This is a genomic window from Kosakonia sp. HypNH10, from assembly GCF_029850615.1.
Taxonomy (GTDB): domain Bacteria; phylum Pseudomonadota; class Gammaproteobacteria; order Enterobacterales; family Enterobacteriaceae; genus Kosakonia; species Kosakonia cowanii.
This window is the reverse complement of record NZ_JAOTIU010000003.1, coordinates 498,986-513,685: the sequence shown is the minus strand read 5'-3', so window position 1 is coordinate 513,685 and position 14,700 is coordinate 498,986. Positions and strand designations below refer to the sequence as shown.

Here is a 14,700-nt window from a genome sequence, read left to right as displayed (position 1 = left end):
GGCATTACGTGGCGGCATGGTTGAGGCGCACCACCAGATAACGGCACGGCGCAAGGGTTTCGTTGATAAATCGGCAGTCGTTCGGCGGGCCCAATTCCAGACAATCCCCAGGCTGCATCTCATGGCGCGTCTCGCCTTCAAGAAACACCAGGCTGCCCTCCTGTAACCAGATAAGCTGACGCGCCAGCGCATAAGAGGAGGCAGGCATCGGGATATCGCTGCCGGGCGGCAGCTCAATCTGCACGAGATCGATCGGCAGGTCGCTGCGCGGCGAAACATGGCGGCGCAGATAGTGGGTTTGCGGATCGCGCCACACCGGCTGGCTGACGAAGCGTAGCAGTTTGCCCTCCTGCATCTCGGCGCGGGCAATCAGCGTCGACATACTAATGGCAAACGCGCCGCAGATGCGCGCCAGCAGCGTTGCCGTTGGGCTGCTCTCCGCGCGCTCGATTTTGTGGATCATCGCCCGCGACACGCCCGCGCGTTCGGCGAGTTCCGTCAGCGACCAGCCGCGCGACTCGCGCTCAAGGCGAATTCGCGCACTGATCCGTTGATTTATATTGTCTGAGATAGTATTCATAACGTCATACTATAGTGTACAGATCAGGGGTTCAACCATGTCGATTCGTTATGCCGTGAAAGAGGATTGCGCGGCGATTGCCGCTATTTATAACCACGCCGTGATTAATACGGCGGCGATCTGGAATGATCAAACGGTGGATGCCGATAACCGCATTGCATGGTTTGAGGCGCGCGCCCTGCTCGGCTATCCGGTGATTGTGAGCGAAGAGCATGGCGTTGTCACGGGCTACGCCTCCTTCGGCGACTGGCGCGCGTTCGACGGCTTTCGCCACACGGTTGAACACTCGGTCTATATCCACCCGGATCACCAGGGCAAAGGCCTTGGCCTGGCGCTGATGGTGCGGCTGATTGAGGAAGCGAGGCGCATCGGTAAACATGTGATGGTTGCCGGTATCGAAGCGCAAAATCAGGGTTCGATTCATCTCCACCAGAAGCTCGGCTTTACCATTACCGGGCAGATGCCGCAGGTCGGCACTAAGTTTGGCCGCTGGCTGGATCTTACTTTTATGCAGCTTCAGCTCGATAACCGCACCGATCCGGACGCCCCGGCATGAACCAGTCCCTGACCCTCGCCTTTCTGGTTGCCGCCGGTATTGGGCTGGTTATCCAGAACACGTTGATGGTGCGCATTACCCAGTCCTCCTCCACCATTCTGATCGCCATGCTGCTCAACTCGCTGGTCGGCATTGTGCTGTTTGTCTCTATTCTGCTGATCAAACAGGGCGTCGGCGGCTTTCAGGAGCTGGTTAGCAGCGTCAAATGGTGGACGCTGATCCCCGGCCTGCTCGGCTCCTTCTTTGTTTTCGCCAGCATCAGCGGCTATCAAAATGTCGGCGCGGCAACCACCATCGCCGTGCTGATCGCCAGCCAGCTTATCGGCGGCCTGGTGATGGATGTGGTGAAGAGCGAAGGTGTGGCGCTGCGGGCATTGATTGGCCCGGTATGCGGCGCGGTGTTACTGGTGATCGGTGCCTGGCTGGTCGCCCGGCGGCAGTTTTGAGGGATATAAAAACGGGCCGTTTGGCCCGTTTTGTCAGTGCACTATCAGAGAATCTCGCCACCTTTGGTGAGCTGCTCGCGCCGCGCTTCCGCATCCTCTTTATGCTGGCGACCATGATGGGCGATGGCGTTACGCAGACGCTGCTGCTGCTCGTAACGCGCTTCGCGGCTCAGTTCGCCATCATCGCTCAGGATAACCAGCAGTTCGTTCATGCCGATAATTGCCCCGTCGGCAATGGCGGCGTCGACGCGGGCGGTAACCTCATCAAGATGTGACATATCCTCTCCTTAATTCAGCTTCGCTTTGGAAAAATCACTGCCCATCAGGCTGACGCTGTAGCCGGTGACATTGCTGCGCGTCGCGTAGAAGGTTTTGCCGTTTGCCAGCGGGATCCACGGTGCCTGCTTATAGAAAATCTCCTGCGCCTGGCCGTAAAGTTTCGCGCGCTCGGCCGGATCGCTGACCAGCTTCGCTTTTTTCACCAGATCGTCGTAGGGCTTGTCACACCAGCGTGCGGCGTTGGAGCCGGTCTTCACGCTGTCGCAGCCGAGCAGCGTATCGGCGAAATTATCGGGATCTCCATTATCGGACATCCAGCCAAACAGCGCGGTATCGTGCTCGCCTTTGCGCATGCCGGAAAGATACTCGCCCCATTCGTAGGAGACAATCTTCGCTTTCACGCCCACTTTCGCCCAGTCGCTCTGGATCATCTCGGCGATACGGCGCGAGTTCGGGTTATAGGGGCGCTGCACCGGCATCGACCAGAGCGTCGCTTCAAAGCCCTTCTCCAGCCCCGCCTGTTTCAGCAGCGCTTTTGCTTTTTCAGGATCGTAGCTGTACTCCGGCAGGTCTTTGTTGTAGCCGAGCATGTTGGGCGGCAGCGGCGATTTCGCCACGCTGGCGGAGCCCAGGAACACCGCATTCACAATCGCTTTTTTATCGGTGGCGTAGTTCAGCGCCTGACGCACCAGCACGTTATCAAACGGTTTTTTCTCGGTGTTAAACGCCAGATAGCCGACGTTCAGCGCTTCAACCGTGTGAAGAGTTAAATCTTTATTCTTTTTGATCTGCTCAAACTGCACTGGGGCCGGGGCGGGAATAATCTGGCACTCGTTGGTTTGCAGTTTCGCCAGACGCGTCTGCACATCCGGGGTGATGGAGAAGATCAGGTGCTTAGTCGGCACCGGGCCATCCCAGTAGTTCGGGTTAGCGATATAGCGGATCAGCGCATCGGTTTTGTACTGCTGCAAGGCGTAGGGGCCGGTTCCGATTGGCCAGTTATCAACATTCTCCGGCGTGCCTTTTTTCAGCATCGCGTCGGCATACTCGGCCGAAAGAATCGAGGCAAAATCCATTCCCCAGTCGGCAAGGAAGGCGGCGTTCGGTTCATTGAGCACGAACTGAACGTGGTAATCATCGTCCTTCTTCACCTCTTTAATCAGCTTATCCAGCCCGACATCGGTGAAGTATTCGTAGTTGCCTTTTGAGACGTTGTGGTACGGATGTTTGGCATCCATCTGGCGCATCACGGAGAAGATGACGTCATCGGCATTAAAGTCGCGCGTCGGTTTGAAATATTTGTTGCTGTTGAATTTGACGCCCTGGCGCAGCGTAAAGGTCCAGGTTTTGCCATCGTCGGAGACTTTCCACTCCGTCGCCAGCGACGGCACCGGGGTATTTTTTACCGGATCGAAGGTGACAAGGCGGTTATAAAGCACCTGCGAGCTGGCGACAAACGACGGGCCGGAGCTGGCAATTTGCGGGTTGAAGGACTCCGGTGAGGCTTCGGAGCAGTAGATCAGTGTGTCGTTGGAAGCCGCAAATGCGGCGCTTGCCGGTAAGAGTGTGCTCAACGCCAGCGCGAGCAGTGTTTTCCCTGTGGTCATGTGCAGGAGCCTTCTTTTTTTATATGGAATTCTAATCTCAGCACAGGCCGGGCGAACTGGCAAATAACCAATCTCTATCAAGTTATGCTAAAGCGGTTGTTTTTGCTGAAATATCCACCATGCTTAATAAGAAAATTTACTGTAGGGCGTATTTTGACCGTCATAAGGTCTCGATGCGCTCAATGCGTCGAGAATTCAATGGTTTTGCGCTTTCCTCTGCCTTTTACTGGCGGCGGGAACGCGTATAGTAGACGCGTGAAGAAGTCTATGGGATGAAAACGTGGCAAAAACACTCTTGCGCAGCGGCGATCTGGATGATTTCCAGGCCGTTGGCGGCGGCGGTCAGGCCGTATTCGATTCGGCACTACAAATTCGGGAAGCGCTGCGTCTGCGTAAACAGCAGGCGTTAGTGGATTGCCTGGCAATACCGCAGGTTAATGATGAAGGCGATCGCGTCGACTGGTACTCGCCCATCGACGGACACTCCCGCTCATGGAAAGCGGCTGAGCCGGAGGCGCGCGCCCGCGCCCTGCGCTTCCTTGAAAGCACGCTCGATAGCGCGGCCGCCCTGAGCCGTAAATGTATGCAGTCGCCAAAAACCGCACAGCAACTCTTCGGTTCGCTGCTGGAAAAAGCGCTGCAATTCCCCGGCGAAAACCATGTTTTTCTCGTTGATGGCAAACCGGTCATCACCTTCTGGGGCTTCGTCAATCTGAATGAAAGCGCGCGCGAAAATGTGCTTGAGTGTCTCTACGAGCCTGAGCCGGAAGTGCCGGAGATTATTATCGAGCCGGAACCGGAGCCAGAGCCGCAACCCGAGCCAGAGCCGGAAAAAGAAGCGCAGAGTGAACCTGTCGCGGAAGCGAGCTTCAGCCAGGCCGATGCCCCACTTTTAACCCCACCGCCGCCGGTTAAACCGCAGCCGGTGAATGTCGCGCCGATCTATCAGGCGGTGCAGGATGCCGATCAGGAGCCTGCTCCGGCGAAAGAGCCCGCCGCCGCGCCCGCACCGAAAACGAAAAAACGTCGCCGCACCGCGCTGTGGCTGCTGCCATTAGCGGCCGCTGTCGCCGCCGCGGTTGCCGTGCCGGTTGTGCTCAAACAGCAGCAGCAGAAGGCAGAAACCGCTTCCGCGCCGGTTGCCGAGCCGGCAAAACCGGTCGCCATTGCACCGAAGCCGATTGAGGCAGAACCGATCCCGGCGCTTTCCGCCAACCTGCCGCTGCATCAGGCCGCGGTTTCACCGGCTGAAGTGAAAGCTCCAGAAGAAAAAACGGCGGAAAACGAGCCGGTGGTGATTATGCCGATCCCGAAAGGGGCAATGGTGATGGATGCCCAGCAGGTCAAAATGGGCTCGACCAAATTCCTTAACGGCAGCTGGCGACTGGCGATGGATATTAAAGATCCGGTCACCGGCAAAGCGCCGAACGTGCGTTATCAGATTCAGAATAATAAAGGCAGCGCCCGCATTGTGATGGGCAAGAACGTCACCTGCCGCGCCGATCTCTTCTCCGGCCTGCATCAGACGGGCGAGTTGCTGATCAAGAGCCGCGGTAATGCGCGTTGCAGCGACGGGACGCGCTACCCGATGCCGGATATTTCCTGTAAAGCAGGCACCAACGACGTGGCGGAGTGCAGCGCGCGTTTTGACGCAAAAACCACCGTTCCGGTGACGTTCAGAAACACAGGTGATTGATTTATGTTGGTTAATCTTTGCGACTACAAACAGAGCGTCACGCTGATCGCCAATAGCGGCGTGCAGTTTCTCGATTTCGGTCTGACGCCGCAGGATTCGGCGAACAGCGGCCGTTTTGTGCGTAAAACGGCGAACGGGCCGCTGCTGCGCCTCGATTTCGATGTAGTGAATGAGCGTTACACCCTGCCCAACCGCGAAGGCGGTCAGCCGGAAGTGGTCAAACCCGAGAGCACACATCCGCTGCAATACTCTTTATCGATCCTCGACGGCGTCTGGTTGCCGATCCCGTTTCTGCGCTTCAACCCGCCGCGTACCTTCGTTGAAGGCCCGGATAACTGGGCGCGCGTGCAGATCCGCAAACTGCCGGCGCCGGACAGCGCCGGCAATACGCATCGCGTAGCGCTGGCGCTCGACAGCCAGATCAACGGCAACTCGCCTGCTGCACTCGCGCCGCAGGAGAATGACATTCTCAACGGCACCCGCTTTTCGCTCGCCTGGCGCGATGATGAAGTGGCTGATTTTCTCGATCAAACGTGGGTCGATGGCTGGCTGCGTGAAGCGTTTCTGCACTTTATTACCCAGCATGAAAGCCGCAGCGAGCGCGAAATCCATCAGGCCCTGCGCGGCTTTGAGTACCAGGCGCACTGGCTGAACCTGATGTCGCTGCTCGGCATGCAGATTCAGGTGCCGGAAGTGAAAATCGTCACCCATACGCTCAGCACCCCGGCCATTCCGGTTGATTTGATCCTTGATGTCGGTAATACGCACACTTGTGGCGTGATTATTGAAGATCATGGCGACGCCAACGATGGCCTGCGCCAGACCGCCGAACTGCAAGTCCGCTCGCTCAGCGAGCCACAATTTCTTAACGAGCCGCTGTTTACCAGCCGGCTTGAGTTTTCCGAAGCGCGCTTCGGCAAGCAGCACTTTTCGGTCGAGAGCGGGCGTGAAGATGCCTTTATCTGGCCGTCGATTGTTCGCGTCGGCGATGAAGCACGCAAGCTGGCGATGCAGCGTATCGGTACCGAAGGCAACAGCGGCATCTCCAGCCCGCGTCGCTATCTGTGGGATGAAACCCCGGTGTTGCAGGACTGGCGCTTCAGCCAGATGAACAGCAAAACGCAGCGTGAACCGCTGGCGACCGCCTTCCCGCTGATGAACCTGATGAATGACGAAGGCCAGCCGCTTTACAGCCTGCCGCTGGATGAGCGTCTGCCGGTCTTCTCGCCGCAGTACAGCCGCAGCACGTTGATGACCCATATGCTGTGCGAGCTGCTTTCGCAGGCGCTCGGGCAGATCAACAGCGTCGCGACCCGCCTGCGCCTTGGCTTCCCGGCCTCGCCGCGCCAGCTGCGCACCATTATTCTCACTCTGCCGTCGGCGATGCCAAAGCAGGAGCGCGAGATCTTCCGCCGCCGCATGTTTGAAGCGATTGCCCTGGTGTGGAAAGCGATGGGCTGGCATCCGCAGGATGAGGATTTTGCCCAGCGTAAGCAGCAGGAAAAGAGCGTGGTGCCGGTGCCCTATATCCAGATGGAGTGGGACGAAGCAAGCTGCGGCCAGCTGGTGTGGCTCTATAACGAAGCGATCTCCCGCTTTGCCGGGCAGACCGAAACCTTTTTTGCCTCCCTCGCCCGCCCGGATCGCACCGAAGCGCCGGGCGCGGTGCCGGGACGCTCGCTGCGCGTGGCCTCCGTCGATATCGGCGGCGGCACCACCGATATGGCGATCACCCACTATCAGCTGGATGATGGTACCGGCAGCAATGTCAAAATCACCCCGCAGTTGCTCTTCCGTGAAGGGTTTAAAGTGGCGGGCGATGACATTCTGTTAGATGTCATCCAGCGCTGCGTGCTGCCTGCGCTGCAAACGCATATGCAGAAAGCGGGTATCACCGACGCGGCGGCGATCATGGCAACGCTGTTTGGCGACTCCGGGCGTATCGACACCCAGGCGGTGCTGCGCCAGCAAACCACGCTGCAACTCTTTATGCCTGTCGGCCATGCGATTCTGGCGGCGTGGGAAGAGAGCGACATTAACGATCCGCTGGCCGGTCTCTATGCGACCTTTGGCGAATTGCTGAAGCAGACACCGACGCGCAACGTGATGAACTACCTGAAGCAGGCGATCGATCACGCCCTGCCTGCCGGTTCAGCGGAGTTTGATGTGCTGTCGGTCCCGCTGCAAATCACCTTCCGCGATCTGCAGGAGGCGATGCTGGCTGGGCAGTTTACGCTTACCGCCCCGCTGCATGCGGTGTGCGAAGCGATCAGCCACTACAACTGTGACGTGCTGCTGATCACCGGTCGCCCGGGCTGCTTGCCGGGCGTGCAGGCGCTGATTCGCCACCTGCAACCGGTGCCGGTCAACCGCATGGTGTGGCTGGATAAGTACCGCGTGCATGAGTGGTACCCCTTCAGCCAGCAGGGCAAAATCGGCAACCCGAAATCGACCGCCGCCGTTGGCGCGATGCTGTGCAGCCTGGCGCTCGATCTGCGCCTGCCGCGCTTCAACTTTAAAGCGGCAGATATTGGTGCCTATTCGACGGTGCGCTACCTCGGTGTGCTCGATAACGTGGTTAACACCCTGCGCGATGAGAACATCTGGTATCACGATATCGATCTGGATAAACCCGGTGCCAAGCTGGATGCGCGGCTGCACTTCCCGCTGCGCGGCAATGTCACGCTCGGTTTCCGCCAACTGGCGAACGCCCGCTGGCCGGCGACGCCGCTCTATACGCTGAGTATCAACTCGCAGGAGCTGGCGAAAACCATCGCCGGTGACGGGGTGCTGAATGTGCGGCTACAGTTTAGCGGCGGCAATAAACACCACGGCCCGGAGGCGTTTATCCTGAGCGAAGCCTGGTTGCAGGATGGCACCCCGGTTCCTGCCGATGCGTTAACGTTTAAATTGAATACGCTGGCCGACCGCCGACACAGCGGAAGCCATTACTGGATCGACAGCGGGAGTGTGTACCTGAAATGAGTGCGAGCGTAAAAACCACCCAAGCCTTAACTGCATGGATCACTAACAACCGTCAGCACTCACCGCTGCTCGATGATGACGCCGATGCCCTTCTGGCGCGCGTTACCGCCGCCGCGGCTGATGAACAGGCGCTGACGGAGGTGGCTGATGCTCCCTGCACCGTCGGGCTGTATGGTCGCTCGCAGGCGGCAAAAGCGCATCTGCTTGCCGCCCTGTGCGGCAGCGGCAATGGCCGCATGCATGTGCGTCCTGGCGAAAAGACGCTGGATTACTTCAGCCACATTAACCCTGGCCACGCCCTGACCAGCATGGCGCTGCGTTTTAGCCAGCGCGTGCCGTTTATGGATGAGGGCTTCCCGCTCTGCCTGCGCATTCTCAGCGAAGCGGAGCTGGTCCAGCTGTTTATCGCCCATGCGCATCAGCAGCTGGATGTGCGTACGGTTGATAAAGCGGTGATTGAGGATCGGGTCGCGAAATGGCGCGCGCTGCGCCAGCCTAACGCCGTGCCGGGAATTACCGCCGAGGAGATTGGCGCAATCGCCCGCTTCTGGCGTTCGGTCGTCCCCGCTGCGCAGCAGCAGATGGATGATGCGCTCTGGTATCAGTTCGCCGCCCTGCTGCCCTCCCTTGATCTGACTGCACGCGCCAGCGCCTGGTCGCTCCTGTGGGGGGAACAGCAAGAGTTAACCCAGCAGTGGTTTGCCCTTGCGCATACCCTGCACCAGACCGGTAATGCCACCGAAATCGCAGCACCACTGAGCATTCTGGTGGATACCTTCGCGCTGCCGACCGACGGTTTTTTAACCCCGGCGGTTGAGCAGGAAGAGGCGATCCAGGATGAAGTCGTAGTCCACCCGTGGGCCAATGAGCAGCTGCAAAATGCGGTCAGCATTCCGCTGGCGACGCTGGCGCTGATCACCCGCGAGCTGGTGCTGCCGGTGGAAAACAGCCTGTTACCGGGCGTCGATATTCTGGATATCCCCGCCCCCGGCCCGCGTGAAGGCCAGCCGCTGTGGCGCAGTAAATGCCGCTGGCTGCTGGAGAACTACCGCCAGCGCCTGCAACCGGATGTGTTGATGATCTGCAACGCCACGCTGGAACGCGCGGAAACTGCGACAATCGCACGCGCGCTGCTTAACTGGGTTAAAGAGACGCAGTCGGGCCAGGAGTCGGCGCTGCCGGGCCTGGTCTGGGCAATCACCCCGCAGGATGCCCGCTTTACGCTGGCGCAAAATCTGGATGAAACCGTCCAGCAACTGATTGGCAAACCGGGCCAGCACTGGGGCACATTGCAGGCGCTGGATGCCAGCAGTTTGCAGCGTCTGCTCGAGTGGCTGGCGCAAGCCACAGCGCCCGCCCTGCGCCAGCAGCGGCTGAAAGCGCTGAGCGAACGCCAGCAGCGCGCCCTGCGCGATCTGTTGCAGGCATGGGTGGTCAGCCCGGAACAGGATGCGGATGAGCAGCGTAAACGGGCGGAGTCCGTGGTACGCGAATTGCAGGTTCAGGCTTCACGCCACGGTGAACTGCTGGAAGGATTGATGCCGGATATGCAGCAGTTCGATACGCTCTGGAAGGTACAGCAGCCGCGTGAAGAGAAAGTGAGCGGCCTGTTTAACGAGTCGATCGATCTGTTTGCTGAATCGGCTGAGAACGCCGAGCCGCAGGCAATGGCGAAAGACGTCGGTCAGCAGGCGCACGCGCTGTGGGTTAACCACGTGCGCCAGTGGAGCCGCAACGATGACAATGCCGTGCGCCTGGGCGTCAGCCCGGCGACGCTGCGCCAGATGGCGGAGATTGTGATTATCAGCAGCTACCGCCTGCGCCTGCCGGAAACCCTGCAACAAATCATGCAGCGCGACACCGCCTGCGCAGCGCAGCTGCATGCGGCCATTGGCAACTTTGTTGCCTGGCTCGGCTATGCCGATCTTCCGCCGGAGAGCCGCCCGGCCAGCCGCGTGCAGAAAGGCAGCACCATTTTTGCTACCGCGGTGATTGAAGTGGGCGGCGAGCGGTTGACGCGTCTCGGCGATCAGCCGGTGCACGCCGCAACCCGCTACGTCTACGACTGGCTGGTCGCGCTCTACAACCGGGCGATTGAGAATATCGGCTACCGCCACCCGCTCGATGTCACCCCTGAGGCGCGCGCCGCGCTCAAAGCGCTGCTGCCTTAACCCACAACCCGGCGAACTCCGCCGGGTTTTTTATTCGTGCTGCGCGATAAACGATCCTATCGCCAGCGCCAGCGCCGCTGGCTGCTCCCACGACATCGAGTGACCGGCGTCGGCGATAATGCGCAGATCGATCCCCTGCTGGCGAACTTCATCGGCGTCGTTATCCGGCAGCGAGTGTGCGCCGAAAATCAGCGTCTTCGGGCGCGGCAGGTCGACAAACAGCTTCATCCAGCCGGGCGTGATGTCCTCAACCAGGCTTTTCGCTTCCCGCCACATCGCCCAGGGCGCAGTGCTCTGCAAACTGCCCGCCCACGGCGAGGTCTCCCGCGCCAGCATCGCCGCATAGCCGCAGGTGACAAAATCCCCTTCGTCCATGCTGGCCACCTCGCGGCTGAACTGCCCACCGCCGGGGTAAAAATTAGGCTCGGAAACGGCAAGTCCGTTAAGACGAGATTGAATAAGTGAGGCGACCTCAATGGCGATGCTGCCGCCCATGCTGTGACCGTAGAGCCAGAAGGCATCCAGTCCAAGGTGATCGAGCACTTCGACTACGACGTTTGCCTGATCGGTGGTGCGATAGGCGTAGCTGGCGGGTCGTTCACTGTAGCCGCTGCCGGGCAGATCGATAAGTACTGCGCGTCGTCCGGCGAGTGCCGGGTCGGTAATAATGCGTGGATATTCAAACGATGATGCGCAGCCCAGGCCGTGAATAAAGACCACCGGATCGCCTTCGCCCGGTAAGGCATGCCAGCGAACGCGGCACTGCGCGTGATGTGAATAGAGTTCGTCCATTTGCTCCCCCTCTTGCGTGATACTGGTATTTTATACAGCATTCCAGCGCAAGATTGCGAGCGATTTCAAAAGAGTGAAATGAGAAGTGCCACCGGGAAGCTGATCGGCCATGTTGCACCGACTAATAGCGCGCTCAACAAGCGCATGGTGCGCTTCTCTTTGGTGAGAAACCAGGTGACAAGCGCGCAAATCGTCGCCATTACCCCGTAAAAAATCAGCAGTTTTGTGTAGAGATCCATCCACCTTCTCCTGTCCATAGGCCAACGTGCACTCTCTATGCTGCTCCCTTTTTTGCCCGCATGCTGTCGGGGCGGTCACGCTTTGCTTTAGCGGTCAGGCAGAGATCAGAAAATGGAGAACAGCAGCGCCACCGGAAAGCTCATCGGCCAGGTGGAACCGACCAGAAAAGCGCTCAGCAGGCGGATGCGTTTACGATCGTGCGACAGAAACCAGGTGATAAAGGCGCAGATCAACGCCATGACACAATAGAACACCAACATTTTTTGGTATAAGGACATAACAAACATTAACCCAGAAGTAACAAAACGTGCGCAATATGCTCTTTTAATTGACCTTTATCAAGTTTAAATAGTTTCTCAAAAGAGGCTATATGTCGCTATTTTGATCTAACGGGCTGAATCTACTGATAAACGTCCGCCAGGAGTAATCCTTGATGGGGAGGATAAACGCAGCGTCAGCGGACGTCTCTTTTCTGGTTATTGTTGGCGCTCGCGCCACGCCCTGATCATCTCCTTCGTCACCTCATTAGCGTAACAAATGGGCGCATAGCCCCCTGCTTTGCTCCATGCGCTACGCCGCCCGCATGAACTGCCGTTCCGTGCGCGATTGAACGGACAGGCGCAGGTGCCCGGATACTCAGCGATCGACTCTTCAATAATCGCCTGTTTCACCTGCGCATCGCTTAGCGCCTGCCCTTTTGCCACTCCCTGCGGTGCCATCATCACGCTGCAAACCACAATAAAGCCTGCCAACCACGTCGCTATTTTCATTTTCGTATCCCGTGAAGGTATGAATCATAAAAATATTCTTATTATGCCTGTTGGATATTGATTAAAAACAACCCGACCCATCCATGAGCATTTCCACGTGAGATTTAACTTAAGTCTGATTATTAATAGCGAAAGCCAGTAATTTAGTACTGCTATATTTGGCGAGCCAGAATCTTCTCTGTTATTGTTTTTAACAGGCAAAGAAAAGGTGAAACAAGGTAAGTTTATGCAGAAATATGACGATCTGTGGCAAGCCATTGAAGTTCGGGTGCGTGAAAATAATGACATCACGCTTAACGATTGGACCACGGATAGCGTGCGGGGCCATGCTGCGAGGCAGCGCATCGCGCAAATTTTTATCCTCGAAGTCCTGCTGGCGCGCCATCGTGAAAAGTATGCCTGTAACTTTGTTCCCCTCGCCGGTGAGGAGGCGCTCTACCATTTAATCTTTAAACGCACCGGCTGGAAGCCATTTGAAGTGAAACAGCTCTCCTTTATCGACACGCTGTTTGTGCTGGCCGAGCTGTTCCGCGACGAAAACTTACCGACGGAAGTCCGCGCCGTGCTGCGCTCGCAGGGCATTAAAGATGAGGCGCTACCTACCTACGATTTTTCAGAGAAAGATTGGGCACCGCGCGAAAATGAAGCGTTTCTCCGCCGTTAAATTACGCGATAAAAAAGGGCTCAACTGAGCCCTTTTTTATTACTGTGCCACCACGCCACATTCCATTGTTAGCGCCAGCTGTGCGCGGGCAAAATAAAATTCCTCTCCTTCACACCAGTAACTTTCAATCGGCATTGCGCCATTTGATAGTGTTGAAGAGATAGTTGTGTCGCCGTCATCCACCGTCAGAAACTCGGCAGCACGCCCGGGAATCAGTACGACTACGATTTTACTCATTATGATTTAATTCCCCTGCCTGATTATTCAAAAAGCCAGCTATTATTACCGCTTTTTGTGACGGGGTAATGACATTATTTGTAAGTAATTTACTATCGTCCCTGGCGACGATAAATATTAATGTTTGATCATCACATGCCGCACCACCGTGTAATCCTCCAGGCCGTAAATCGACATATCTTTGCCGTAGCCCGAGTGTTTTTGCCCGCCGTGCGGCATTTCGCTGACCAGCATAAAGTGGGTATTGACCCAGGTGCAGCCATACTGTAACCGCGCGCTGATGCGGTGCGCGCGTCCGACATCTTTTGTCCATACCGATGAGGCGAGGCCGTAGTTGGAATCGTTGGCCCAGGCGAGCACCTGCGCTTCGTCATCAAACTCCGTAACGCTGACCACCGGGCCAAACACTTCGCGCTGCACGATGGCGTCTTCCTGCTTTGCCCCGGCCAGCAAGGTTGGCTGATAGTAATAACCCGCCCCCGGCTGCCTGTTGCCGCCGGTCACCACTTTGATATGCCCGAGCGCCTTTGCCTCTTCGACGGCGCGCGCCACGCGCTCAAGGTGCGCCTGCGAGCTGAGCGGCCCAAGCTCGGTGGACTCATCGTTCGGCTCGCCCATCTTCAGGCTCGCCACCGCTGCGCCCAGCTTCTCAACCAGCGCATCATAAATGCCCTTTTGCGCATAGATGCGGCAAGCAGCGGTGCAATCCTGCCCGGCATTATAGAAGCCAAAGGTGCGCACCCCTTCGACCACCGCGTCGAGATCGGCATCATCAAACACAATCACCGGCGCTTTGCCGCCGAGCTCCATATGGGTGCGTTTAATAGAGGAAGCGGTATGAGAAATGATGTGCTCACCGGTGGCAATCGATCCGGTCAGCGAAACCATGCGCACCTTGTGATGGCCGGTTAAGCGATCGCCAACGCTCTGCCCGCGGCCAAACAGCACATTCAGCACACCCGCCGGGAAGATGCCTTGCGCTAACTCCGCCAGCTTTAACAGGGTCAGCGGTGTAATTTCGGAGGGTTTGATGACTACGCAGTTTCCCGCTGCCAGCGCCGGGGCAAGTTTCCATGCCGCCATCATCAACGGATAGTTCCAGGGCGCAATAGAGGCCACCACGCCTAACGGATCGCGGCGAATCATTGAGGTGTGCCCCTCCAGATACTCGCCCGCCGCCAGCCCGTTCAGGCAGCGGGCGGCACCGGCGAAGAAGCGGAAAACATCCACCACCGCCGGAAGTTCATCATTTAATACGCAGTGCAACGGCTTGCCGCAGTTGAGAGACTCGAGGCGCGCAAACATCTCTGCGTTATCCTCAATCACCTGCGCCAGTTGCAGCAGCGCCTCGGCGCGCGCTTTTGGCGTAGTCTGCCCCCACTCGACAAAGGCCCGGTCTGCTGCCTCGACGGCCGCGTCGACCTGCGCATGTGACGCTTCGGCGATCGACAGCAGCACCTCGCCGGTGGCGGGATTGTAGACCGCCTGCTCTTCACCTTCGCCGTTAACCAGTTCGCCATTAATAAACAGTTGATGTTGCATTGCGTTCCCTCTGCCCGGTCAATAAGTCTGTTTACGGATTAGCCGCAAGGCCCCCACTCTATTAAAAATAGACGGCGCGCAGAGAGAACGGGTGGGCAGCCAGTGCCGATCTGTGTTGCTATTCACATTTCCTAT

At 57.9% G+C, this 14,700-nt stretch carries 15 protein-coding genes; 6 read left to right on the top strand and 9 right to left on the bottom strand.

The genetic code is table 11. The features are described 5' to 3' along the window. Window positions 1–4: 4 nt before the first annotated feature. Window positions 5–580, bottom strand: coding sequence for an XRE family transcriptional regulator (locus N7V53_RS11825; RefSeq protein WP_279793476.1), 576 nt, complete (start codon window positions 578–580; stop codon window positions 5–7). A gap of 37 nt (window positions 581–617) precedes the next feature. On the opposite strand from N7V53_RS11825, the gene N7V53_RS11820 reads away from it, so the two are divergent. Together N7V53_RS11820 and N7V53_RS11815 are read left to right on the top strand one after the other, a co-directional pair. After that, entirely contained in the window at window positions 618–1,136 is a 519-nt protein-coding gene (locus tag N7V53_RS11820; RefSeq protein WP_279793475.1) for a GNAT family N-acetyltransferase, read from the top strand. Continuing rightward, the gene (locus N7V53_RS11815; RefSeq protein ID WP_279793474.1) at window positions 1,133–1,582 is read left to right on the top strand and encodes a DMT family transporter; all 450 of its coding nucleotides are present in this window, start codon (window positions 1,133–1,135) and stop codon (window positions 1,580–1,582) included. The genes N7V53_RS11820 and N7V53_RS11815 overlap by 4 nt, the downstream gene beginning before the upstream one ends. Before the next feature lie 44 nt (window positions 1,583–1,626). Here the strand turns inward: N7V53_RS11815 and N7V53_RS11810 are convergent, their stop codons facing one another. Then, window positions 1,627–1,860, bottom strand: coding sequence for a YdcY family protein (locus tag N7V53_RS11810; RefSeq protein WP_023478778.1), 234 nt, complete (start codon window positions 1,858–1,860; stop codon window positions 1,627–1,629). Between the two features lie 9 nt (window positions 1,861–1,869). Beyond that, window positions 1,870–3,468 (bottom strand): ABC transporter substrate-binding protein, encoded by a 1,599-nt coding sequence (locus N7V53_RS11805; RefSeq protein WP_279793473.1) that lies wholly within the window; start codon window positions 3,466–3,468, stop codon window positions 1,870–1,872. Between the two features lie 280 nt (window positions 3,469–3,748). Between N7V53_RS11805 and N7V53_RS11800 the strand changes: the two genes are divergently transcribed. From N7V53_RS11800 to N7V53_RS11790, 3 genes are read left to right on the top strand one after another with little or no spacing between them, the layout of a single operon-like run. Beyond that, on the top strand, window positions 3,749–5,164 hold the full coding sequence (locus tag N7V53_RS11800; protein ID WP_279793472.1) for an SrfA family protein: 1,416 nt from the start codon (window positions 3,749–3,751) through the stop codon (window positions 5,162–5,164). Between the two features lie 3 nt (window positions 5,165–5,167). Then, complete coding sequence (locus N7V53_RS11795) at window positions 5,168–8,149, top strand: virulence factor SrfB (RefSeq protein ID WP_279793471.1); 2,982 nt, start codon at window positions 5,168–5,170, stop codon at window positions 8,147–8,149. Then, a complete protein-coding gene (locus N7V53_RS11790; protein ID WP_279793470.1) occupies window positions 8,146–10,320 on the top strand; it encodes a virulence factor SrfC family protein in 2,175 nt (724 codons plus the stop codon). The genes N7V53_RS11795 and N7V53_RS11790 overlap by 4 nt, the downstream gene beginning before the upstream one ends. A 30-nt stretch (window positions 10,321–10,350) precedes the next feature. Here the strand turns inward: N7V53_RS11790 and N7V53_RS11785 are convergent, their stop codons facing one another. From N7V53_RS11785 to N7V53_RS11770, 4 genes are all read right to left on the bottom strand, one after another. Continuing rightward, window positions 10,351–11,112 carry an alpha/beta hydrolase gene (locus tag N7V53_RS11785; RefSeq protein ID WP_279793469.1) on the bottom strand — a complete coding sequence of 254 codons (762 nt, stop codon included), beginning with the start codon at window positions 11,110–11,112 and terminating at the stop codon, window positions 10,351–10,353. Window positions 11,113–11,177: 65 nt separating this feature from the next. Continuing rightward, the gene (locus N7V53_RS11780; protein ID WP_023478687.1) at window positions 11,178–11,351 is read right to left on the bottom strand and encodes a GhoT/OrtT family toxin; all 174 of its coding nucleotides are present in this window, start codon (window positions 11,349–11,351) and stop codon (window positions 11,178–11,180) included. 105 nt (window positions 11,352–11,456) lie between these two features. Continuing rightward, the gene (locus N7V53_RS11775) at window positions 11,457–11,630 is read right to left on the bottom strand and encodes a GhoT/OrtT family toxin (RefSeq protein ID WP_071789450.1); all 174 of its coding nucleotides are present in this window, start codon (window positions 11,628–11,630) and stop codon (window positions 11,457–11,459) included. 198 nt (window positions 11,631–11,828) lie between these two features. Then, the gene (locus N7V53_RS11770) at window positions 11,829–12,074 is read right to left on the bottom strand and encodes a hypothetical protein (protein ID WP_051372086.1); all 246 of its coding nucleotides are present in this window, start codon (window positions 12,072–12,074) and stop codon (window positions 11,829–11,831) included. A gap of 256 nt (window positions 12,075–12,330) precedes the next feature. Between N7V53_RS11770 and N7V53_RS11765 the strand changes: the two genes are divergently transcribed. Further along, window positions 12,331–12,786, top strand: a complete 456-nt coding sequence (locus N7V53_RS11765; protein WP_279793468.1) for a hypothetical protein — start codon at window positions 12,331–12,333, stop codon at window positions 12,784–12,786. Between the two features lie 39 nt (window positions 12,787–12,825). Here the strand turns inward: N7V53_RS11765 and N7V53_RS11760 are convergent, their stop codons facing one another. Beyond that, complete coding sequence (locus tag N7V53_RS11760; RefSeq protein ID WP_279793467.1) at window positions 12,826–13,023, bottom strand: hypothetical protein; 198 nt, start codon at window positions 13,021–13,023, stop codon at window positions 12,826–12,828. Window positions 13,024–13,140: 117 nt separating this feature from the next. Next, on the bottom strand, window positions 13,141–14,565 hold the full coding sequence (gene patD / locus N7V53_RS11755; protein ID WP_279793466.1) for an aminobutyraldehyde dehydrogenase: 1,425 nt from the start codon (window positions 14,563–14,565) through the stop codon (window positions 13,141–13,143). Window positions 14,566–14,700: the final 135 nt, after the last annotated feature.

Coding starts and splice junctions, on each gene's coding strand:
- N7V53_RS11775 (WP_071789450.1), bottom strand. CDS start 11,630: ATGTCCTTATACCAAAAAATGTTGGTGTTCTATTGTGTCATGGCGTTG.
- N7V53_RS11760 (WP_279793467.1), bottom strand. CDS start 13,023: ATGAGTAAAATCGTAGTCGTACTGATTCCCGGGCGTGCTGCCGAGTTT.
- N7V53_RS11785 (WP_279793469.1), bottom strand. CDS start 11,112: ATGGACGAACTCTATTCACATCACGCGCAGTGCCGCGTTCGCTGGCAT.
- N7V53_RS11805 (WP_279793473.1), bottom strand. CDS start 3,468: ATGACCACAGGGAAAACACTGCTCGCGCTGGCGTTGAGCACACTCTTA.
- N7V53_RS11780 (WP_023478687.1), bottom strand. CDS start 11,351: ATGGATCTCTACACAAAACTGCTGATTTTTTACGGGGTAATGGCGACG.
- patD (WP_279793466.1), bottom strand. CDS start 14,565: ATGCAACATCAACTGTTTATTAATGGCGAACTGGTTAACGGCGAAGGT.
- N7V53_RS11825 (WP_279793476.1), bottom strand. CDS start 580: ATGAATACTATCTCAGACAATATAAATCAACGGATCAGTGCGCGAATT.
- N7V53_RS11795 (WP_279793471.1), top strand. CDS start 5,168: ATGTTGGTTAATCTTTGCGACTACAAACAGAGCGTCACGCTGATCGCC.
- N7V53_RS11810 (WP_023478778.1), bottom strand. CDS start 1,860: ATGTCACATCTTGATGAGGTTACCGCCCGCGTCGACGCCGCCATTGCC.
- N7V53_RS11770 (WP_051372086.1), bottom strand. CDS start 12,074: ATGATGGCACCGCAGGGAGTGGCAAAAGGGCAGGCGCTAAGCGATGCG.
- N7V53_RS11820 (WP_279793475.1), top strand. CDS start 618: ATGTCGATTCGTTATGCCGTGAAAGAGGATTGCGCGGCGATTGCCGCT.
- N7V53_RS11790 (WP_279793470.1), top strand. CDS start 8,146: ATGAGTGCGAGCGTAAAAACCACCCAAGCCTTAACTGCATGGATCACT.
- N7V53_RS11815 (WP_279793474.1), top strand. CDS start 1,133: ATGAACCAGTCCCTGACCCTCGCCTTTCTGGTTGCCGCCGGTATTGGG.